The sequence below is a fragment of the uncultured Lactobacillus sp. genome (assembly GCF_902491705.1).
In the GTDB taxonomy this organism is placed as follows: domain Bacteria; phylum Bacillota; class Bacilli; order Lactobacillales; family Lactobacillaceae; genus Lactobacillus.
This window is the reverse complement of sequence record NZ_CABUIW010000015.1, coordinates 18,446-39,293: the sequence shown is the minus strand read 5'-3', so window position 1 is coordinate 39,293 and position 20,848 is coordinate 18,446. Positions and strand designations below refer to the sequence as shown.

Sequence of the window (20,848 nt, the reverse complement as noted above, 5' to 3'; positions counted from 1 at the left end):
TTGTTCTTTATTAAATTTAGTCATAATAAAAGACCCAAAAGTGTCTAACTTTTGGGTCTCACTTCATTCAGTTCCAGAGCAGGTCGTCGACTTTATAAATAAAATAGCTCCAGTTACTGACGAAGCATTAAAATCACACCATCTATTAGATAATCAAGCAGCTTTTACAGCTCATATTAAGCATATTGCAAAAGATAAAAAATATCCGAAGACATTAAAACTATTGACGGATATTTCTTATGAATATTTTAGTGCTTGTGCCTTTAAATCATGTAGATTAACCAATCTTCCTCAATCTTTACAAGAGAAGATTTACACTATTAAGCATGTAATCGGTATGGAATTTTTTGATAATAATCCGGAATTTAAAAAAGAACATACGAGTGATGATGAAAGAACTTCACAATTGTTAGCGGATTTGCCATGGTATGAAAAGCTTTTTCCAGATGTAAGAATCACCAATAAAACTTGTTTGGTGATGACGGATATCAAATTAATTACAGGTTATCGAACTTTTTATGGCTACTCTAAAGAATTTTGGAAGGTCTTAGATAAAAGGAGTGATAATAAGTATCAAGTTAATTTGTTCATTGATGAATCTGATGCAGTGAAAAAAGATTGGACTAGTTACTTAATTAACCAAGTTGCCGGAAATGATAATAGGCCTGAAGATTTAATTACAGTCTTTGAGCGTATTAAGGATGCGCTTGATTTGGATAAATTACCTATTGAATTTTTAGATACTAAAGGTGCTAAGGAAATTTTAAAATCTGTAAAAAGACGATTAGATAAAATTGAGCAAAGATATCATCTACAGGTAATTTTTGAACTTGACGATAAGATTGATGATAATAAAGCGCCAATGATCTTTAATTTTGGTGAGGAAAATATTTATGCTCAAAGTGGTAAAAATGACTTGGTAGTAACTTTTAAAAAAGATCAAAATATTAATTTGATTACTAAGAAAAGCAATTTAAAAGACGGCGAGAATTATTGGAAACTAAGTAAATTATTGAAGGACGTTAGAAAAGCCATCTCCATGTTTATTAAGCGAATGTATACTTTCGCTGATGCTTATTATAATCAGAATAAACTTAATCCGACTGAAGATAATAGTGAAAAAGTGCTCTATGTTTTAAATACACTAATTCCTACTACTAGAAGAGAAGACCGCTATCTGCAGCATTATTTGCTTGATGTGTTTGATAGCAAGAGGGATGCAGAAAGAATTCCAGGATTAAAGGCTAATTTTTCAGTTGATGATTCACACTATAGCAAAGGGTACTCTTATGTTAAAGTCGATAGTAATCGCAGCGAAAGTATGCGTTCTAAGGTCTATCTATATGCAGAAAAGTATTCAGCCGAAGACTTCTTACAAAAAATGGCTAATAAGTGGCGAGTATTTTTAATTAGTGGAACTAGTGAAAACGATTCGGTTTTAAGTAACTTTGATCTAAGATGGTTAGAACTAAATGTAAAACATTACAAAGTTCTTAATGATGAAATGCTGGATAAGGAAAATGAGCGTCAAATTGAGCAATTCAACAGTAAAGTAAAAGTCGATACAGAGATCTTAGGATATAAGCTAGATAAGTTAAATAAAAAAGAATATTTTGCCGAATTAATAGGTAAAGACAGTGATAAGAATTTATACACTGAATATTTGAACAAGTTTCCTGTTAAAGAAGAAAAAGATAGAGACTTCCATCTTTCAAGAGACCTGAATCTTTTTAAAGTGATCATCAAGATGTGTAAATTGCATAAAGAAGATCACTCATTACAATCCTTTATCATTTATCGAAATGCCAAAATAGATGATAACAAACTAGAATTTATTAACCATCTTTTGGAAGAAGCTGATTTGTCTGAATATGCTGAAAAGATATATCCAATTTATGCCAGCAATAGTGAAAAGATTGAGGATGTAAGAGATAAGTGGTCTCAAGGACAGTTTGGAATCTTATTAACTACATACAACAGCCTTAATCGTGGAGTTAATTTACAATACACAATTAGTAAAACATTGAAGGATAGTCCACAACTTGTAAATATAAATTCAAGTCGACAAGGAAAAGAAAAAGACCTTGATGGCGTATATCTAGAAAGACCAACACACTTAAATCACGGTCATAATTTTGATGGGGAAAACTGTGCTAATGAAACTCTTCATGTTTTAAGTGAAGTAGATGGCTTAGTTAATCATGGTGACGTTACTCTTCTTGAAGCATACAAGCTTATTAGTACGTACTTTACTCAAGGCAAGTTATTAATAAATAGAGATAGCTATCCAGTTTTAGTCAATGAAGAAGTTATATTAGAGCAAGCCTTAGGAAGAATGATGCGTACTAATTGGAAAAACAAGAATATGTACGTATTTTTAACTGAAGATTCTGAAAAGTGTCTATTAACTATTAAGCCTACTCATCGTGTAACCGGCCTAATGAGACAGATTTTAGATAAATTAGGTCAAAGTAAGAGAATTAAACCTAGAGAGGTTAAATCCTTAGTAGAGATAAATAATTGCAATAAATTTATTAGGGACTTTGCACATAATTTATCACATACTAATGAAAAGATGCGAAAGCAATGGGTAGAAGTTCGTGAATATATTGGTGCTCATCCGCAACTTGATGATTTGGATACTGACATGATAGTGAATCAGATGCCAATGCTAGCTAATTTTTATTGCACTTTTGATAAACTAACAAATAAGTATTACTACAGTTTTAGTGATAATGATTTTGTTAATCTGACTGGATTGAGCTTAGATAAAACAGAACAAGCAACAAAATTGCTAGACTTTAGTCAATATAATGAAATGTTAAAGAAGATATTTGCCAAGAATAGATGGCTAAAAAATAAGCTAGCTGATTTAGGTTATATGACAGATCTTTCTGAGCCACATAAATATTTGGTAACACCTACTGCTTTTAACAATCTTTATAAAGGGATTATTGGTGAAAAGATATTTACCTTAGTGGCTGAAAAGTATCATTTGCCTTGGCATGAGATGGAAGAATTAAGTAAAAATCATTTTGAATTAATGGATGGATTTTTCCAGAAACCAGGCAAGATTACTTACGTTGACGTTAAGAATTATGATTCACATAAAAAGGCATATATTGCTTCACAAGGTGAATTTGATCAAAAAGAAATGGGAAAGATTGAACGTTTGGAGGATGGAAAAAATGAAATTCAGGTACTCATTGTCAACCTGTATGACTGGGAAAACGTGGAATATCCAGTTCATAGACAAGATAAAATCACGTATTATCCAGCCTTGTTCAGCCATAACGGCACATTAAATGAAAAAGTAATCGAAGAAATAGAAAACAAAGTGGGGAGAATGTAAACAATATGACGAGAATAACATTAGGTCAAATAAACCCAACTGTAAAAGTAAAATACGACAATATTGCGTCTGATTACGATGTCTTTAAAGTAAATTATGATCCTGATAAAGATTACGCACCAAAGTATGCAAGGTTAGTTAATCTTGAAGCTAAGAGGGATGCACTGTTAACTTTGACTTATTATCAAAAAGAATTGTATCTACTATGCAAGAAGGATGCGTTTAAATCTTTAGAGCTGCAAAATTTATTGCAAAATCAAAGCGATTTAATTTCTAAAACTACTAAATTGTCTGCATCAGACTTAGAAGAATTACCTAAGGTGATTTTAGTAAAATTGTTTCTTAATCGTTTGCAGGATGATCGCTTATTAAAGGGATCAGGACGCACTAATCGTCGCTTTTTCTATCCTAATTTAAAGCAAATTCATAATAAACAAAAGATTATGAATTTAGATGAGCCTTTGTTAAATCCTAACTTGAATTTAAACATTAAGACAACGTTTTTTACTAATATGAAGCTATTTAACAATCCTGCCACTGACAAAAGGTTGAGAAATAAAGATCTTTATAATATAGATTTATCTAAGGCAATGATGACGGGTGTAGATAAGACTGATAATCAAGCTAATTTATTTATAAATGCACCGCTTATAAAAGGTGATAAACCTAAAATTACTAATTTTTATAAGGACCACAAAGAAACCGATCAATTATTCGGTGGTAAAAATCGTTATAATGCCTTTATTAAAACTAAGTCAGGAATGGCATATTATATTCTTGATAGTTTTAATGAACAGTTTTCAAAATATTTTACGCCTTTGAAGTTCAAAGAAATAGAAGCAAAAAGATGTCAATTCATCGGAGATGACGGTAAAGAGTGGAACAGTTCTAAATATGTAGAAAGCTTTAAACAACATTTGTCCAACCTTACCCAAGAACATCGAATTATTTTGGTTGATGATACTCTTGATGCTGTTGATGTAAAAGAGCATCATCTTAAGGAACTGGCAAAAAAATTTAAAAAGTATAACTTAAAAGTACAAGTAAATACTGAAGAGCCTCAAAATGATGATCTAGTAATTTCATTGATCAATGACAAAGCTAGCTATAACGCAATAAAAAAGAAAGATAAAAGTATCGATGCAGATCCTTATCAAAAGGAAAGACCAGTTGCTACTCAACATGTAACTGTAGAAAATATTAAAAATGCTAAATCTGACAAAGCATTAGAATCATTGCTTTATAATCTGATTAATCAACTGATTATTAAATATGATTTGAGAGAAAAAGAACTAACTCTGCTTTCTGCTAATGAAACAGCTCAGAAAATGACATTTTACACAGGTTTTTATTCATCAGAATCACCGTATCTATTAGAATCAATTTACGAAATAAGATTTACTGATCAAAAACATTTTGAAGTTAAAGATTTAACACCATTTAATGAACCTAAAGTTGCAGAAATGTTGAGAAAACCTTCAGATGTTGAAATGGTCATTAAGTATAAAGGACTTTATTATACGATTTCTAGACTTAATGACTATACATTACCTAATGCCTGTTTATATGAGGATCTTAAAAATGATCGCTTGGATAATGATGTAACAGTACGAAATATTAAACATTTGGATCAATATATAAGCGGCTTAACTAATATTAGCTATTGGAAAGAGAATAATAATTTCTACTATGTTGTTGGTAAAATCGGCAAAGGCTTGAATACTACCGTAAATAAGGCTAGTCATGTTAGAAAGATTAAATGTATTTCTTCAGAAGAACAGACTCAATTGTCTAATCAGGATATGTTTAATCTAATGAAGATGATGTTAGTGCCAGAAGTAAAATATGCTGAATTGACAGTATTGCCATTTCCATTGAAATATTTGCGTGAAAGTTATTGGGTAGATAATAAAAATGATGATAGTTCATCAGATGAGTCAGATGATTTAGACTAGCAATGTCTAATAACTAGGAATAATTATCTGATAATCCTTCAAAAAAGACTTTTCAAAATCTTGTGGCAATTTATATTCTTGATTAAAGGTATCAATCATTGCATGAAAGTTCTGATAGCTTCTTAGGGTGAAGTCAGTCAGATTACTCTCAATTATCTTTTTTGCTTTCTCGTAATTAGGAATATCCCAGCCAAGGCATGAGAAGAGTCGTCTTGAATAAAGGTCAACAACAAATTCACCTTTTCTTAAGCCATACATTAGAATGACATCGGCTGTTTCAGGCCCAATTCCGCTGATTGCAAGTAATTCTTTTCGCAGTCTTGCTTTAGGCAATTCTTGCATTAACTCCAAGTCGTAGTCATAGGACTTAAAGTAATTAGCAAGATTCTTAATAGTTTTCACTTTTCGAGTGTAGAACCCAGCTGCTCTAATGGAGTTAGCCAACTCTTCGTCACTCATTTTGAGGATGTTTTGTGGCAAAAATTTCGAATCACGATAGAGTGTCTTTAATGCTTGGGCAACATTTTTCCAATTAGTGTTCTGCACTAAAACAGTTGACCAGATAATTTCCCAGTCTGAGCGGCCTGGCCACCAACCGGTTGGGTCCATATTGTCATACATGATGTCATAAAGTTGATTTAAAGTGATATTTGTTTTTTTCATAGTTTTGTTCTCTGAGGAATAGTTCATGAATATAGTGATATTACTACTAGTATTCTAGTGCAGTATAAGCAAAGTAAAATAAATTCTTTCCTTAATTATAAAAGCTTATTTAAAATAGAAAAATGACTTTGAATGTTCCAATTCGTCAACTTAATATGCCAAAAGGTTTACATACTTTTTAAAAAAGACATTTATAATTAATAAGTGTAGAGAAGAAAGGGGACTGGATTATGAAAGAAATTGATTTAACTAGTGAAAATACAGTAACTCATTTTGATTTAGATGGTGACGAAATTGGTGTGCAATATATTCCCGATGTTCCTTATGAAAATTACGGTAAAGAATTAGTTCTGCAAATTTTGCAACCTAATATTTACAATAAGCCGGATCAAACTTTTCCATGTATTGTCTTTGTTCAAGGCAGTCATTGGGCTAAACAAAACATTTATCGCAGAGTTGATGATTTAAAGCAATTAGCAGCCAAAGGTTATGTCATTGCTATCGTGCAATATCGTGATTATGAAGCAGGTTACCATTTTCCAGCTCCAATTATTGATGCTAAAAATGCTATTCGCTTTTTAAGAGCAAATGCAAAGAAGTACTTTATTCAAAAAGATAACTTCATTATTATGGGCGACTCATCTGGTGGTCAGGTTGCTACCGTAGCCGGCATGACCGCAAAGACAGATAAGTTTGATAAACCAATTAATGATGAATCAGTTGAAGTTAAAGGTATTATTGATCTTTATGGTGCTGTAGATTTATCAATGAAAGGCGGCTTTCCAAACACTGGAGAAAGTCACGATTTGAATACACCAGAAGGCAGTGAAATGGGCTTCAATATTATGGACCATTTGGAAGAAACAGAGGCCGCAAATTCAAAAACTTATGTTAATGAAGATTTCCCTGCAATGTTGATTACTCACGGAACAGGAGATACAACGGTATCTGATAAGGAAAGTATCGAACTATATCATGCTTTGAAAAAAGCAGGTAAACCAGTACGTCTTTATTTAATTGATAGTGCAAATCACGGTAATAATGCATTTTACGATCAAAGAATGACAGATATTTATGATCAATTCATTAAACAGTGTTTAGCTGAATAATTGAAATTTAAAAGCCAAGACTCACGTTTTTTGCGTGGATCTTGGCTTTTTAGGTAAAAATACAGATATCTATACTATATGATTTAAGTGATGCAATTCAATAAGTTTATCTTTCATTTTTTAACGTTAAATTTATAGCTTTTTGTAAATTTCTTATTATATTGGGAAAGTATGCTAAATATTCATTTCTTTTATTTTGGGCAAATGATGGCATGATACTAATTCCTTCATTTGACGTTGCACTTATTTCGCAATCTGTAATACTGCCAGTTTCGCCTAATTTAATGATGCAGTTGATTTGAGTTGAATTCATTTAGCAACATTCCGTTTCATCATATTTATATTTTAGATTGTACATGGTGATAAAGGTTGAATCAATTAATAAGAGAATGATTGGAAAAATCCTTCCCCAAAGTGTTAATAATGTTGGAATCTAAGCCGCTATAATCGATTAGTTGTAAAATTAAATAATAGGAGGCCTTTTTATGACTAAAATTGCTATTGTTGCCAATAACAAAGAAGAAACTCAAAATGTATATAAAAAGCTGCATCAAGCAATCATAGCTTCTGATGCTTTAAAAATTGATAATGATAATCCTGATATTGTCATTTCCATAGGTGGGGATGGCACGTTAATGTCAGCCTTTCACAAATACTTTAATTTGATTGATCATGTAGGCTTTCTCGGCCTTCACACTGGTCATCTTGGCTTTTACACATGGCATGATCTTCCAATTGAGAAAATAATCAGTACTTTAAGTCAGCCTAAGATTCCTATGACTCCTGATCCATTGGTTCAAGCAACCGTTACTCTAGAAAATGGTAAAAAATTGATTCTGACTGCTTTAAACGAAATAACTTTTAGAAGAAGCATTCAAACTATTAAGGCTGATGTTTATATCAATAAAGATTTGTTTGAAAAGTTCAACGGCGATGGGCTTTGTGTATCTACTCCAACCGGTTCAACTGCTTATAACAAATCATTAGGTGGTGCAATTGTTAGTCCTACTCTGAGAGCAATTCAAATGTCTGAAATGTCATCGATCAATAATCAAGTCTATCGGACGATTTCTTCTTCAATTGTGCTAGGTGATAGGGAATCAATCACTGTTATTCCTAAGCCTGGACTGGAAGATTATTATTTCATTGGTGTGGACGGAAAAGAATTTAAGCATAAATCTCCGATTAAGGAGATTAGATATGTTGTTTCTCCAAAATCAGCTTACTTTGTAAACTTCAGAAAACCTGCCTTTTGGTTACGCGTTCACCAATCATTTATTGGATCTGAAAATAACGATTAAAACGAAAGAGAGAAAAGAATTATGGTTGATCAAAAAGTCTTAGATGCCGTTAAAAAGATGAGAACCGACTGGAAAAAGGATGACGACAAACGCGATAGTGGATTGCCACATGATATTCCAGAAGTAAAAAGAATCAATGATCTTCAATATGGTAAAGATCCTAGATGGAACTTGCTTGATTTGTATATTCCTAAAAATGTTGAAGGCAAGATTCCTACTATTATTAATATTCACGGCGGTGGCTGGGTCTATGGTACCAAAGAAACTTACCAATTCTATGGCTTAGGAATGGCAAAACGTGGCTTTGCTTTTGTAAATCCTAACTATATCTTAGGACCAGAATCAACATTCCCAGAGGAATTGGATCAAGTTGATCAATATATTCACTGGGTAGCTGATCATGCTGACGAATACAATCTTGATAAAAACAATGTCTTCTTGATTGGGGATTCAGCTGGTGGTCAAATGGCCGAGCAATATACTACCATCTTGACCAATCCAGAATATCGTGAAAAGTTTGGTTACACGCTAACTGATTTAAAGTTTAGAGCAGTTGCTTTAAATAGTCCTGCAACTTTTATTCTTGATAAGGGCATGATTGGCGGGCCACTAGTTGCTTACTTTAAGCCAGAAGTGATGACAGATAAAAATAAACTTGATTTATTAGATGTCGAAAAGTATATTACCAAGGACTTCTTACCAACATTTATTTCAACAGCTAATGAGGATATGATTCATGATTGTGCTGTACGACTAGATGGCTTTTTGAGAGCAAAGGGTGTCGAAGTTATTCAAAAATCTTGGGGTGATGAAGACCATCCAGAGCCACATGTTTTCTTGATTAATCAAAAAGATGATTTGGCAAAAGAGGCTAATGACGAAGAAGCAGAATTCTTTAGAAAACATATGGCTAAATAGGTATATAAAAATAAGCTCATCTATTTCTAAATAGGTGAGTTTATTTTGTATACAGTCTTATTTCTTCCACTTAAAAGTAAAACGCTTTAGAAAATTTTTCTTTGATTCTTTTTCAGCAAAGTACTTCTTAACCTTAGGAATGACTTCCGTTCCATAAATTTCAATTGCTTTCATCACTTCGTCATGAGGCATTGAAGCAACTGGAAGATGCAAGTAAAATCTTTGCAAATTAAGTGTTTCCATCATCTTGATTATCTTATTTGCTACATGTTCACTATCGCCAGCAAAGATTACGCCATCGTCGGCTACCATATCCATATACTGATCATATGGCAATTCTTGCCATTGTTCACGCTCTTTACTAATGGCATCAGTTAGATATTTAACAGGATAATAGTAGTCTTTAATTGCTTTTTCATTATCTTCTTCGAGCCAGCCCCATGAGTGAGCAGCGATAGGTGTTTGTTCAGGATTGTGGCCCAATTTATCGTTTACTGCGCGGTAAAGCTTGAGAAGTGGGGCAAAAGTATCAATCTTTCCGCCGATTAATGCATAAACGATTGGTAATCCTAGTTCTGCTGCACGAATAGTTGATTCGGGATTGCCACCAGTTGCCAGTGAAATTGATAATGGCTTTTCAGGACGAGGGCAGATTCCTTTGTGATCAAGCTTAGGAGTATATTTACCACCAGGCCAATCTACAATTTCTTGTTTGTTTATTTCGAGTAATAATTTTAATTTTTCTTCAAACAGTGCATCATAATCATTTAGATCATAGCCAAAAATATCAAATGCTTCAGTGAAGGAGCCACGTCCAGCCATAATTTCAACTCTGCCAGGATATGCTGAAGCAATTGTTGCGTATTGTTCATAAACACGGATCGGATCGATAGTTGGCAGGTTAGTAGTGGCGCTTGAAAGGTGAATCCTCTTAGTTTTTGATGCTGCCATTGCTAAAACGATTTCTGGAGCTGAAACCGCGAAATCCTTACGGTGATGTTCACCGATTGCGAAAACATCGACGCCAACTTTATCAGCTAATGTAATTTCGTCTAACAGATCTTTGATTCTTTGTGGATGACTAATAGCTTTGCCAGTTGACTCTAATGGAGTAGTTTCACCAAAACTTGAAATTCCTAATTCTACATTCATAATAATGCCTCCTTGTTTCATTTTTTGTATTTTACTTACTTTATGTAAGCAACAATACCATGTTGATTTAAAAAATACAACCACTTGTTTGGGTTAATACTAAAGGTAAAAAAGACGTGTAATAACTATTAGCATGAGAGAAAGATAACTGAGGTTAAAAAAATATAATTTAGGTTAAAAGAATTACATGGTAAGCGGTTTCAAAATAGTTTAATTCATATTGAAAACTATTTAGGAGGCGCTATTTTTATGGTTGAAATTTATAAAGATTCAAGAAGATCCCCTGAAGGAAGGGCAAGATCACTAATGAGCAAAATGACGACGGAAGAAAAATTTGCTCAACTCCAATGCTACAGTAAAATTGCTTCATTAAGCACTCCAATGGAAGAGTATTGCAAAAATGGAATTGGTGAAATCTCAAATTTAATTGCAACAGTTATGCCTAATCCAGAAGCCGTTGCTAATATGATAGAAGAACAGCAAAGAATCGTTATGAAACAGAGTAGGTTTCATATTCCAGCTTTTTTGCATGTTGAAACTCTTTGTGGAGTTTTATCACCAGGAATGACAGTTGTTCCAGAAGGAATTTCGCAGGCATCTAGTTGGAATCCAGACTTGGAACAAAAAATAACTCATCAAATTGGTCAAGAAGGTAGGGCACTTGGATTTAATCAAGCTCTAAGTCCAGTACTTGATTTATGTAGAGATCCCAGATTTGGACGATTAGCAGAAACATTTGGGGAAGATCCCGTCTTAGCAGCAGCTATGGGGCAAGCAGCTGTTAAAGGTTTTCAAAAAGATATTGATAATGGGATGCTTTCAACTGCTAAGCACTTTATTGCATTTATGAGTGGCCAAGGTGGGATTCATGGTGCTAGAAGTATGGTAACAGATCGAGAATTAAAGGAAACATATGCTACTCCATTTCAAGCAGTTATCACTAATAGCAAAATTGGTAGTGTGATGAGTTCATATGCATCTATTAATGGCGAATCTGTTGGTGTATCAAAAGACATTTTGACTAAATTATTAAGAGACCAACTGAAATTTGATGGTTTTACGATTTCTGATTATGGTGCTATTGGTAATTTAAAAAAGTTTCAAGGTCAAGCTGCTTCTTTAACTGAAGCGGGTGAGCGAGCTCTAAAAGCAGGTTTAGATAGCGAGGCACCATCAATCGAAGCATTTAATAATGAATTGTTAAAAAAGTTCAAAGATGGGAAAATTTCGATATCTATTTTAGATAGAGCAGTTTTAAGAATATTAGAAGCAAAATTTAAAGCCGGTTTATTTGAAAATCCACTGCCTAATATTAATAAATTGCTTAGGCTTTTAAGCAAAGAAACTGGTGAAAAACTCAGTAAAAAATTAACAGAGCAATCATTAATTTTATTACAAAATAAAGATAAAACTTTACCAATAGACTTGTCACATAAGAAAGTAGCAGTTATTGGATATCATGCCAATTCATTAATAACTATGTTTGGCGGTTATACATACATGGCAATGAAAGAAAATTCTATCGGTATTTCTATGTCAATGGCAGGTGTCCATGTTGATAAAAATGCTCCCGCTAGAAACTCCTCTGCTCAAAAGACTTATCCAGGTAGTTTAGTAACTAAACAAAATCCTAAAGTTGAAGAATTGGCACGAAAAGTATATCCACATATGCATACTTTACTAGAAGAATTACAAAAAGAGTTTCCAAAAGCCAAAATTGATTATGCTTATGGATATCCATATACAGGTAATGATACTTCACATTTTGAAAAAGCATTGAAATTAGCTAAAGAGGCAGATGTAGTTATAGTAACACTTGGTGGTAGATATGGGTGGAATGCGGCATCTACTACGGGAGAAGAAATTGATGCAACCAATATTGGGTTACCTGAGTGTCAAGAAGAGTTCTTAAAAGAATTGAGCAAATTACATAAGACGGTAATTGGCGTACACTTTGATGGTCGTCCATGTTCAAGTGATGCAGCCGATCAAGTATGTGACGCACTGATTGAAGCTTGGGGTCCAGCTAAATATGGTCCATGGGCTATAGCACGAACAATTTCAGGTAAAAATAATCCATCAGGACATTTACCAGTTACGGTCGCTCGTAATAGTGGGCAAGTTCCCATTTTTTATAATCATGAGTTTAATTCTAGTTATGATCATCAAGGTGGAATTTTTAAAGGTTATCATGATTTAACATACAGTCCAAGATATTATTTTGGTCATGGATTATCATATTCATCTTTTGCTTATAGTGACTTACGTTTGGATAAAACTGAATTTACTTCAAATGAAAAAATCAAATTAAGTTTTAAAGTTAAAAATACTAGTAATATTTCCGGTGTTACTGTTGCTCAAATATATGCTACAGATCCAGTTGCAACAGTCATGCGCCCGGTACAGCAATTAATTGGATTTAAACGTATTTCTCTTAAACCCGGAGAAGAAAAGAAGGTTAACGTCGAAATCGATCCATCTCAATTATCATTTATTGATGAAAATAATAAATGGAAAATTGAGGCAGGAGAATATCAAATTAAAATTGGTACGGCCTCAAATGAAATTAAGTTAGAAGATTCATTTAATATTTCTAAAGATAGATTCTTAATAAATCCAGAAAACAGAACTATTGTAGCTAAAGTGAAATAAATGGAGGAATTTATTATGTATACAAATATACGTCCAGGAAAAGAATGGTTAGATACTGATGGTAATCCGATTCAAGCACATGGTGGATCAGTTATGTATCTTAATGATAGATACTATTGGTATGGAGAAAATAAAGATAAAACTACAGGCAAAGATAAAACTTGGCAAGATGGAATGAATTATTATTCTTCTAAGGACTTATATAATTGGAAATATGAAGGAAAATTTTTAAATCCAGTTGGAGTTTTAGCACCTGAAAAGATGGCTGATCGACCACACATTATCTATAATAAGAAAACGCAAAACTTTGTTTGTTGGGTAAAAATAATGGAGGCCGATTTCACACAAACTGAATCAATTTTTGTATCCCAAAATTTTGGTGGACCATATAAACTTGTGCGTCAAGGTTTACGACCCCTAGGTATGAGTGGAGGAGATTTTGATTTAACCGTTGCACCGGATGGGAAAGCATATTATTATTTTGAACGTGTTCATGGAGAGATTATTTGTGCAGATTTAACAGATGATTATACGAATGTAACTGGATACTATAGTACTCATTTAGTTCATGCGGCACCTCCTGAAGCGAGAGAAGCACCAGCATATTTTGAACGCGGTGGTAAGCATTATTTAATTACTTCTGGAACTACAGGGTATTTGCCTAATCCATCCGAAGTCGCTGTCGCAAAAACTTGGCATGGTCCATTTATTAACTTAGGCAATCCACATGTTGGAGATGAAAGTAAAACTTCTTTTCATTCACAAATATCTTCTGTTTTTAAGGTTCATGACAAAGACTTATATATTGCTTGTGCGGATCGTTGGTTATTAGATGCTGTTAAGTATAACTATAATGATTACTCTACCGATGTAAAAAAATTGATGACAGAGCCTCAAAAGTTTAATTATGGGGAAAGTGTATTAAAAAATATTGATATGAATAACACAAGTGTGGCGAGATATGTTTGGTTACCAATCACATTTGATGGTGATAAGCCGCAAATCAAATGGTATGACCAGTGGAACTTAGATCAATTTAATTAGATAAATGATTCTAAAATAATATTGAATAAATGTATTCTTTTTTATTAGAAGAAAATAACGATGCACTAGTTGCTTCGTTATTTTTTTAGCAACTAAGGTTAAAAATAATTAAGTCTGGTTAAAATATTATAACTTAAGCGCTTACACAAACTGTATATTTAAACCATGATCGAAAGGAGAAAAAAGATGAAAGAACGTACAGCATTAGATCTTTTAATTTCTGAAATTAACACTGATTCAAAAATTAAAAGTATAGTTGATAAACATTTTCCAGGGTTGGTTGATATGTCAGCTCAAAGTGCAATATCAGTCAGGATGTCATTAAATGATGTCCTAAAAATGGCCCCTAAGTTGACAGAAAATAAAGAAAATGTAGAAAAACTTAAAGAAGAGTTGATGCCCTATAGTAGTAAAGATTACTTAAATAAGTTATATGAACGGAAGATAAATCAGTATCAAAAGATAGAAAAAGAACGGGAGGCGAAAGCTATTGAAAAAAGTAAAAAGCCAAAGAAAAATCTGTATCATAGTTTCCGTCCAGGAAAAGAATGGTCTGATACGCAAGGTGAACCTATTCAAGCACATGCTGGAGCAATTATAAAAGTTGGAAATACATATTACCTGTATGGAGAAAATAAAGAATTTACAGATACAAATACTCCAATTTGGACTTGGGGTGTTCGAATGTATTCATCTAAGGATTTATATAATTGGAACGATGAAGGCCTTATTATAAATCCCGTGCTTAATGATCCAAATTCGTCTCTCTTTCCAGAAAAATGTATTGATCGACCACATATTGTTAAGAATAGTAAAGGCAAATATATTTGTTGGCTTAAACTCACTGGTAGTTCTGCATGTTTTGTTGTTCTTGAAGCTAATAATATTAAAGGACCATATAAGATAATAAGAGATAACTATCGTCCATTTGATATTAAAGTAGGAGATTATGACATTGTAGTTGATAAAAATAATAATGGCTGGCTTTTTGTTACACAAGAATCTGCTGGAGTATTTACTTTGAAGCTTAATTCAGATTTAACGTTAGCTGAACAAAAAGTTACAAAACAGTATGAGAACTTAAAAGGATTTATGTGCCGAGAAGGCATTGCGGTTTTTGAACATAATGGTAAAAAATACATGTTTTCAAGTGGTATGACAAATTATGTTCCTAATCAAGGAGATTGTGCTGTAAGTGAAAAATGGAATAAACCATTTAAGAGTATAGGCGATCCTTATATTGATGATGAGACTTTAACAAGTTTTAATAGTCAATTTAGTAAGGTTTTTCATATTCCAGATACTGACAAATATATAGTTTTAGCTGATCGTTGGTTAGGTGAGAAACTTTTAAATAGGTCGGATGCAGAGCTAATTAGAAAAGTTTTGACCTCACTATATGATAAAGACATATGTGTAACTGGGAGTGAAAGAAATCAAGTAATAAACGGTCCTATCTCACAACCTACACCTACAAAATATGGAAGATATGTTTGGTTACCTTTAATATTTGATTCTGAAGGTAATCCAAAAATTAAATGGTATTCAGAATGGTCATTAAACGATGATTTGAAAGCTGGTAGATAATTATGAATGATAAAAAAGAAAAGCAGAAGAATAAAGTCACTCTTGGAGAACAAATTAAATGGAATTCCAGTAGTATGTCAGTTGCCGCTGATGTATTAATAATGGGATATGTCAATATTTATTGTACTGATACATTAAATATGTCTGCAGCTTTAGTTGGTGTCATTATTATGTGTAGTAAAATTTTTGCTGCACTATTTCAATTGGTTGCGGGAGTAATCGTAGACCGTACTCATACGAAAATGGGTAAAGGTCGTCCTTGGGAATTATCGTTAGTTGGCTTATGGCTATGTACTTGGCTTTTGTACAGTACACCAGCTCAATGGAATATGACGATTAAAGTTGTATGGGTAGCATTAATGTATGTCTTTGTTGCTGGGGTGTTTACAAGCTTTTTAAATGCAAGTAGATTGCCTTACTTAGTTAGAGCTTTTAAAGAAAAATCTGCTTATAACGCTTTGGTTTCATTCTCTGGAATTTTTACTACTTTATTTTCTGTAGTTATTAGTATTATTTTCCCGATTCTTATGAAAAACTTAGCTACTTCTGATCGTGGTTGGAGAATAACAATTGCAATTTTTGCTCTTCCTTTATTAGTATTTGGTCTACTTAGATTTTTAACAATTAAAGAAACCAATAATGTTGATATTGAAACTAAAAAGAATAAAGAAAAAGCTAGTTTTGCAGATATTTTTAAGATTTTTAAAACGGATCCTTATATTTGGGTAATAGTAATTGCCAATTTTATCACCAGTATTGTTGCTGGATTTGGTGTTCAAATTTATTACTTTAAATACATCGTACATGACATTGCTTTTATGGGTGTGACATCTTTCTTCTCAATGTTTGCTTTGATTTTGATGATCTTTATGCCTAAGTTATTAAAGAAATTTTCAGCTAAGCAAATTATTTTATGGGGATATGTAATTGGTTCAATTGGTTATGTGGTTCTCTTCTTCGCAGGTAGTAATATTGCTTTAATTTCATTAGGTACTATTATTTGTGGTTTTGGACAATTACCTCCATCATATTTAATCGCATTGTTATTGATTGAAATGGCCGACTACAACGAATATAAAGGTATTCCAAGATTAGAAGGTACTCTTTCAAGTATTAATACATTCTCAGTTAATGCGGGCCAAGCATTAGGGGCTGGTATTTTTGGTTTGCTTCTATCATTAGTTGGGTATTCCGCAGGTACAAGTATCTCTGGTGCTTCTGAAATGATGATTCGTTTATCTTACAGTTTAATTCCAGGAATTGTATATCTTGTTTCGGCTTTTGTTTATAAGTTTTACACCCTTGATAAGAAATCAAGTGAGATTGAAAAAGCTATTAAAGAAAAGAGAGAAGAAGCAAGTAAATGATAAGAGGATACTACAATGAAAGAAATAGATTTTAATAGAAATTGGACTTTATATAGAAGCAATAATGATCAGGGAAAAAATATCAATTTACCTTTTGATGCAATGATTAATACCAAGCGAAATCCTGATCAGCAAACATATTTTCTGTTAGCAGGATTCGAAGGCAAAAAGTGTACTTATAAAAAGACATTAAATATTAAAGAAGAAGCCTTAAATCAAGATTATCTACTAGAATTTGAAGGGATTTATTGTGATTCTACGGTATTAGTTAATAAACAAGAAGCAAAGAAGAAACTGTATGGTTATACTCCGTTTACTGTAAATTTAAGTAAATATCTTCATGTTGGCAATAATGAAATTGAAGTAATCGTTGATGTTCCAAAAGAAAATCATGGACGTTGGTATACAGGTGAAGGAATATATCGTCCGGTTCACCTATATGTTGGTAAAAATAATTATTTATTACCACAGACTTTGCAGGTATCTACATTAGAAATTAATCCAGCTAAAATCAAGTCATCTGTTTCAGTTAAAGGAACAGGAATACTTAAATTTCAAGTGCTTGATTTAGATGGCAAGTTACTTACTGAAACAACAGAGCATAAGATTAATAGTAGCTTTAATTCAAAAGAAATTATTATTGATAACGCAAAATTATGGTCAGCAGACGATCCAAATTTATATCAATTAAGAGCTTTATTATTTGATGATCATCATAAATTGATTGATAGTGAAAGTACTGAATTTGGTATTCGGGAAATTAAAATCGTTCCTAATAAGGGCTTGTTTGTAAACGGAAAGCATGTTTTCTTAAAAGGGGGATGTATTCATAACGATAATGGCGTGATTGGTGTAGTAAATAATGAAGCTACAGAATTCCACCGAGCAAAGATCTTAAAAGAGAGTGGATTTAATGCTATAAGATCATCCCATCATCCAATGGCACGAAGCTTAATGAAGGCATGTGATCATGTAGGACTATATGTTATGGACGAAGCGTTTGATTATTGGTATCGATTGAAAGGATTAAATCCATATAATCAAGAGTTTTTGCAACATTTTAAGGGCGATGTTAAGGCAATGGTCCAAGATGCATATAATCATCCTAGTGTTTTAATGTATTCAATTGGAAATGAAATTCCAGAAGCAGGTAGTTTAAAAGGTGTAAGAGTTGGAGAAGCCATCATTGATGAAATACATAAATATGATAGAAGTAGACTTACGATTTTAAGTCCTAGTGTCCATTGGTTGACCTCTTATTTGAGAGATACTCCCTATTTAAATATGACAGAAGACGAATTCATTAAGCGAAGCCCTGATAATAAGAAAAAAGATTTTAATCATTATTTGAAGATTTTTATGTCTGCAGCCGCAAATATTCCAAATTCGAATAATAAAAATAATTATCCAGATAAACAAATAAAAGAAGATGAAGATGCTACTAATAGATTATATGAAAAGTTGGATTTGGCAGGCTATAACTATTATGGTGATAAATATGAAACCCTACACAAACTTCATCCTGATAGATTGATTGTGGGGACTGAAACTAGAGCCGGCTTCATTGTAGATCGTATGCATTTTGCTCGAAAGCATCCATATGTAATTGGCAATTTTGTTTGGACCCTTCAGGATCACTTAGGCGAAGTAAATTGTAGTGAAATGCATAAACTTAATGAAGAAGTATATAGAGGTTATCCATGGTTAACCAATTATTGTGGTGTGATAGATTTAATTGGTAATATATCTCCAGAAATACATCGATTTGAATTTTCGTGGAATCCTCATAAGCATGGAATTTATCTAGCTAGTCAGGTTCCAAGTTCAAACAAAGAAAAAGTGGAATTTAATGATTATAAATGGTCGACAGGCATTGAAAACTGGTCTTATCCAGGTCTAGAAGGTAAACCTACTTGGATAGATGTATATACTGATGCTTATAAAGTTAAGTTATATTTGAATGATAAATTAGTTGGTATCAGTAAACCCAAAGATTATTATGCTTGTTTGCCAGTTAATTATGAACCTGGTACTTTAACAGCAATTGGGGTTGATGAAAATGAAAAAGAACTTTATCGAACTTCTTTAGTAACAGCTGGAACAAAACTCAAAATTACTGCAAATGCTGATAGAACTATTTTGAAGGCTAATGGTAATGATTTTGCATTTATTAAAATCTCGGTTACTGATAAAGATGGTAATGTTGTGAGATGTCCAGAGCATAAAATCAAGGCTAATATTAGTGGTCCTGCAACATTGGCGGGCTTTGGAAGCAGTAATCCAATGAATGAAGTTGCATTTAATCTTGAAGAACAAAAAACTTATTTAGGTCAATTAATGTTAGTTATTAGAACCACATCAGAAAAAGGAAAAATTATAATTAATTTGCAAAGTGATAATGATCTGTCACAAAAAGTTGAATTGCTTTCAGAGTAAGTAAAAGGGTAGAGAATTAATAAAATTCTCTACCCTTTTTACTGCATAATTTGTCTAAATTTTTGAGGTGTATAATTAGTTTCTTGTTTAAAAACTTTTTCAAAATAATTTTGAGAACTAAAGCCTAATTCAAAAGCAATATCTGTTATTGGCTTTGATGATGTATGCAATAAATATTTTGCTTGATTTGTTTTTACCTCATGAATAAAGGAAGTAATTGTTTTCCCAGTTTCTTGTTTAAAATGTCGACTTAAATATTGATCTGAAAGACCTAGAAATTTTGCGATTTGATGGGTACTTAATTTAAAATTGATATTATCCATTATATAATCAATAGTCTTGGTTACAGTTAATGATTGTGAACGTATATTTTTATTGAGCTTTACTTGTAAAGCAAATTCAGAGAATATTTGTCGTAATAAATTAGCCAATGTTTGAATATCGCTAATATTCGGAATTGGAATATATTTGTGCGTGATATTTTTAACCTTTTGATTACTAATTCCTGCTTGTAATGCAATCATTTCTGAAACCATTAAAGCACTTTTGACAATTTCTTTATAGTTTAAATTGTAGTCTACAAAGCTTTCTTTTAATTTAGGATTATTTTCAGGATGGTGCCATAACTTTTCAATTTCTTCAACTTTACCATAGAATATTAAATTGAATATTTCTTTTTCAATAAAAGAAATACTATTATCGTTATGATCTATAAATTGATTTGAATTTTGAATTTGATCTTCTACCCATTTTTTAGTTAAATGAACATTTTTATAGATAATTCGTTGTTTACTATCAAGAATGGTATAAATGATATTTCTAATTTCTTTTTTAGTCAACAAGGGGGCATTTTGAAATTGGGTTAAAAAATATGGAAGCTGTTGAATATTTAAATCAAAATCTAAGAATATATCATGCAATTGTTTTTTTATTTGATTTTCGGCAGTATGAATAGATATAGGCCCAATTGAAATATATTTATTAGAAAAATCAGCAGGGATATATACCATGATAAAATTATCAAAATTTACAATACATGGTTGATTTAAATTGGCAAAATCTAAATTTAAAATTTTAGCAATCTTATTATTAATCTTAATAATAAGATTTTCTGAGTTATTATATTCACTCAATTTAATTTCTTTACATGGAATATGCAATAAATTAAGTAGAGCAATTGTCTGATTTTGGTTTAGTTCTAATGTCATTAAGATCAACTCACTGAATATAGATTGAAAGTAGAACAATATTAATATAATTATTATAAATTAGATAGTAGTAAGGTTAAAGTAAATAAAAACAAAGATTTAAT

At 32.1% G+C, this 20,848-nt stretch carries 14 protein-coding genes; 10 read left to right on the top strand and 4 right to left on the bottom strand.

The features are described 5' to 3' along the window. The first annotated feature begins 40 nt into the window (after positions 1–40). Together RDN22_RS04520 and RDN22_RS04515 are read left to right on the top strand one after the other, a co-directional pair. Positions 41–3,352, top strand: coding sequence for a hypothetical protein (locus tag RDN22_RS04520; RefSeq protein WP_308556342.1), 3,312 nt, complete (start codon positions 41–43; stop codon positions 3,350–3,352). A gap of 5 nt (positions 3,353–3,357) precedes the next feature. After that, positions 3,358–5,307 (top strand): hypothetical protein, encoded by a 1,950-nt coding sequence (locus tag RDN22_RS04515; protein ID WP_308556340.1) that lies wholly within the window; start codon positions 3,358–3,360, stop codon positions 5,305–5,307. Between the two features lie 6 nt (positions 5,308–5,313). On the opposite strand, the gene RDN22_RS04510 is transcribed toward RDN22_RS04515, so the two are convergent. Continuing rightward, positions 5,314–5,970, bottom strand: a complete 657-nt coding sequence (locus RDN22_RS04510; protein WP_308556338.1) for an endonuclease III — start codon at positions 5,968–5,970, stop codon at positions 5,314–5,316. Positions 5,971–6,200: 230 nt separating this feature from the next. On the opposite strand from RDN22_RS04510, the gene RDN22_RS04505 reads away from it, so the two are divergent. After that, positions 6,201–7,079, top strand: a complete 879-nt coding sequence (locus RDN22_RS04505) for an alpha/beta hydrolase (RefSeq protein ID WP_308556336.1) — start codon at positions 6,201–6,203, stop codon at positions 7,077–7,079. Between the two features lie 106 nt (positions 7,080–7,185). On the opposite strand, the gene RDN22_RS04500 is transcribed toward RDN22_RS04505, so the two are convergent. Next, positions 7,186–7,392, bottom strand: a complete 207-nt coding sequence (locus RDN22_RS04500) for a hypothetical protein (protein WP_308556334.1) — start codon at positions 7,390–7,392, stop codon at positions 7,186–7,188. A 172-nt stretch (positions 7,393–7,564) separates the two neighbouring features. On the opposite strand from RDN22_RS04500, the gene RDN22_RS04495 reads away from it, so the two are divergent. Together RDN22_RS04495 and RDN22_RS04490 are read left to right on the top strand one after the other, a co-directional pair. Next, entirely contained in the window at positions 7,565–8,380 is an 816-nt protein-coding gene (locus RDN22_RS04495; RefSeq protein ID WP_308556332.1) for an NAD kinase, read from the top strand. A 21-nt stretch (positions 8,381–8,401) separates the two neighbouring features. After that, complete coding sequence (locus tag RDN22_RS04490; RefSeq protein WP_308556330.1) at positions 8,402–9,298, top strand: alpha/beta hydrolase; 897 nt, start codon at positions 8,402–8,404, stop codon at positions 9,296–9,298. A 57-nt stretch (positions 9,299–9,355) separates the two neighbouring features. On the opposite strand, the gene RDN22_RS04485 is transcribed toward RDN22_RS04490, so the two are convergent. Continuing rightward, positions 9,356–10,450 carry an LLM class flavin-dependent oxidoreductase gene (locus tag RDN22_RS04485; protein ID WP_308556328.1) on the bottom strand — a complete coding sequence of 365 codons (1,095 nt, stop codon included), beginning with the start codon at positions 10,448–10,450 and terminating at the stop codon, positions 9,356–9,358. A 249-nt stretch (positions 10,451–10,699) separates the two neighbouring features. On the opposite strand from RDN22_RS04485, the gene RDN22_RS04480 reads away from it, so the two are divergent. The 5 genes from RDN22_RS04480 to RDN22_RS04460 all read left to right on the top strand — a co-directional run bounded on the left by RDN22_RS04480 (position 10,700) and on the right by RDN22_RS04460 (position 19,536). Continuing rightward, positions 10,700–13,102, top strand: a complete 2,403-nt coding sequence (locus tag RDN22_RS04480) for a glycoside hydrolase family 3 N-terminal domain-containing protein (RefSeq protein WP_308556326.1) — start codon at positions 10,700–10,702, stop codon at positions 13,100–13,102. Between the two features lie 15 nt (positions 13,103–13,117). After that, entirely contained in the window at positions 13,118–14,146 is a 1,029-nt protein-coding gene (locus RDN22_RS04475) for a family 43 glycosylhydrolase (RefSeq protein ID WP_308556324.1), read from the top strand. A gap of 186 nt (positions 14,147–14,332) precedes the next feature. Beyond that, positions 14,333–15,733: a family 43 glycosylhydrolase gene (locus tag RDN22_RS04470; RefSeq protein WP_308556322.1), complete on the top strand. Its 1,401-nt coding sequence runs from the start codon at positions 14,333–14,335 to the stop codon at positions 15,731–15,733. Positions 15,734–15,735: 2 nt separating this feature from the next. Beyond that, the gene (locus tag RDN22_RS04465) at positions 15,736–17,100 is read left to right on the top strand and encodes an MFS transporter (RefSeq protein ID WP_308556320.1); all 1,365 of its coding nucleotides are present in this window, start codon (positions 15,736–15,738) and stop codon (positions 17,098–17,100) included. Between the two features lie 15 nt (positions 17,101–17,115). Then, complete coding sequence (locus RDN22_RS04460; protein WP_308556318.1) at positions 17,116–19,536, top strand: glycoside hydrolase family 2 TIM barrel-domain containing protein; 2,421 nt, start codon at positions 17,116–17,118, stop codon at positions 19,534–19,536. 38 nt (positions 19,537–19,574) lie between these two features. On the opposite strand, the gene RDN22_RS04455 is transcribed toward RDN22_RS04460, so the two are convergent. Continuing rightward, positions 19,575–20,744, bottom strand: a complete 1,170-nt coding sequence (locus RDN22_RS04455) for an AraC family transcriptional regulator (RefSeq protein ID WP_308556316.1) — start codon at positions 20,742–20,744, stop codon at positions 19,575–19,577. Positions 20,745–20,848 lie beyond the last annotated feature (104 nt).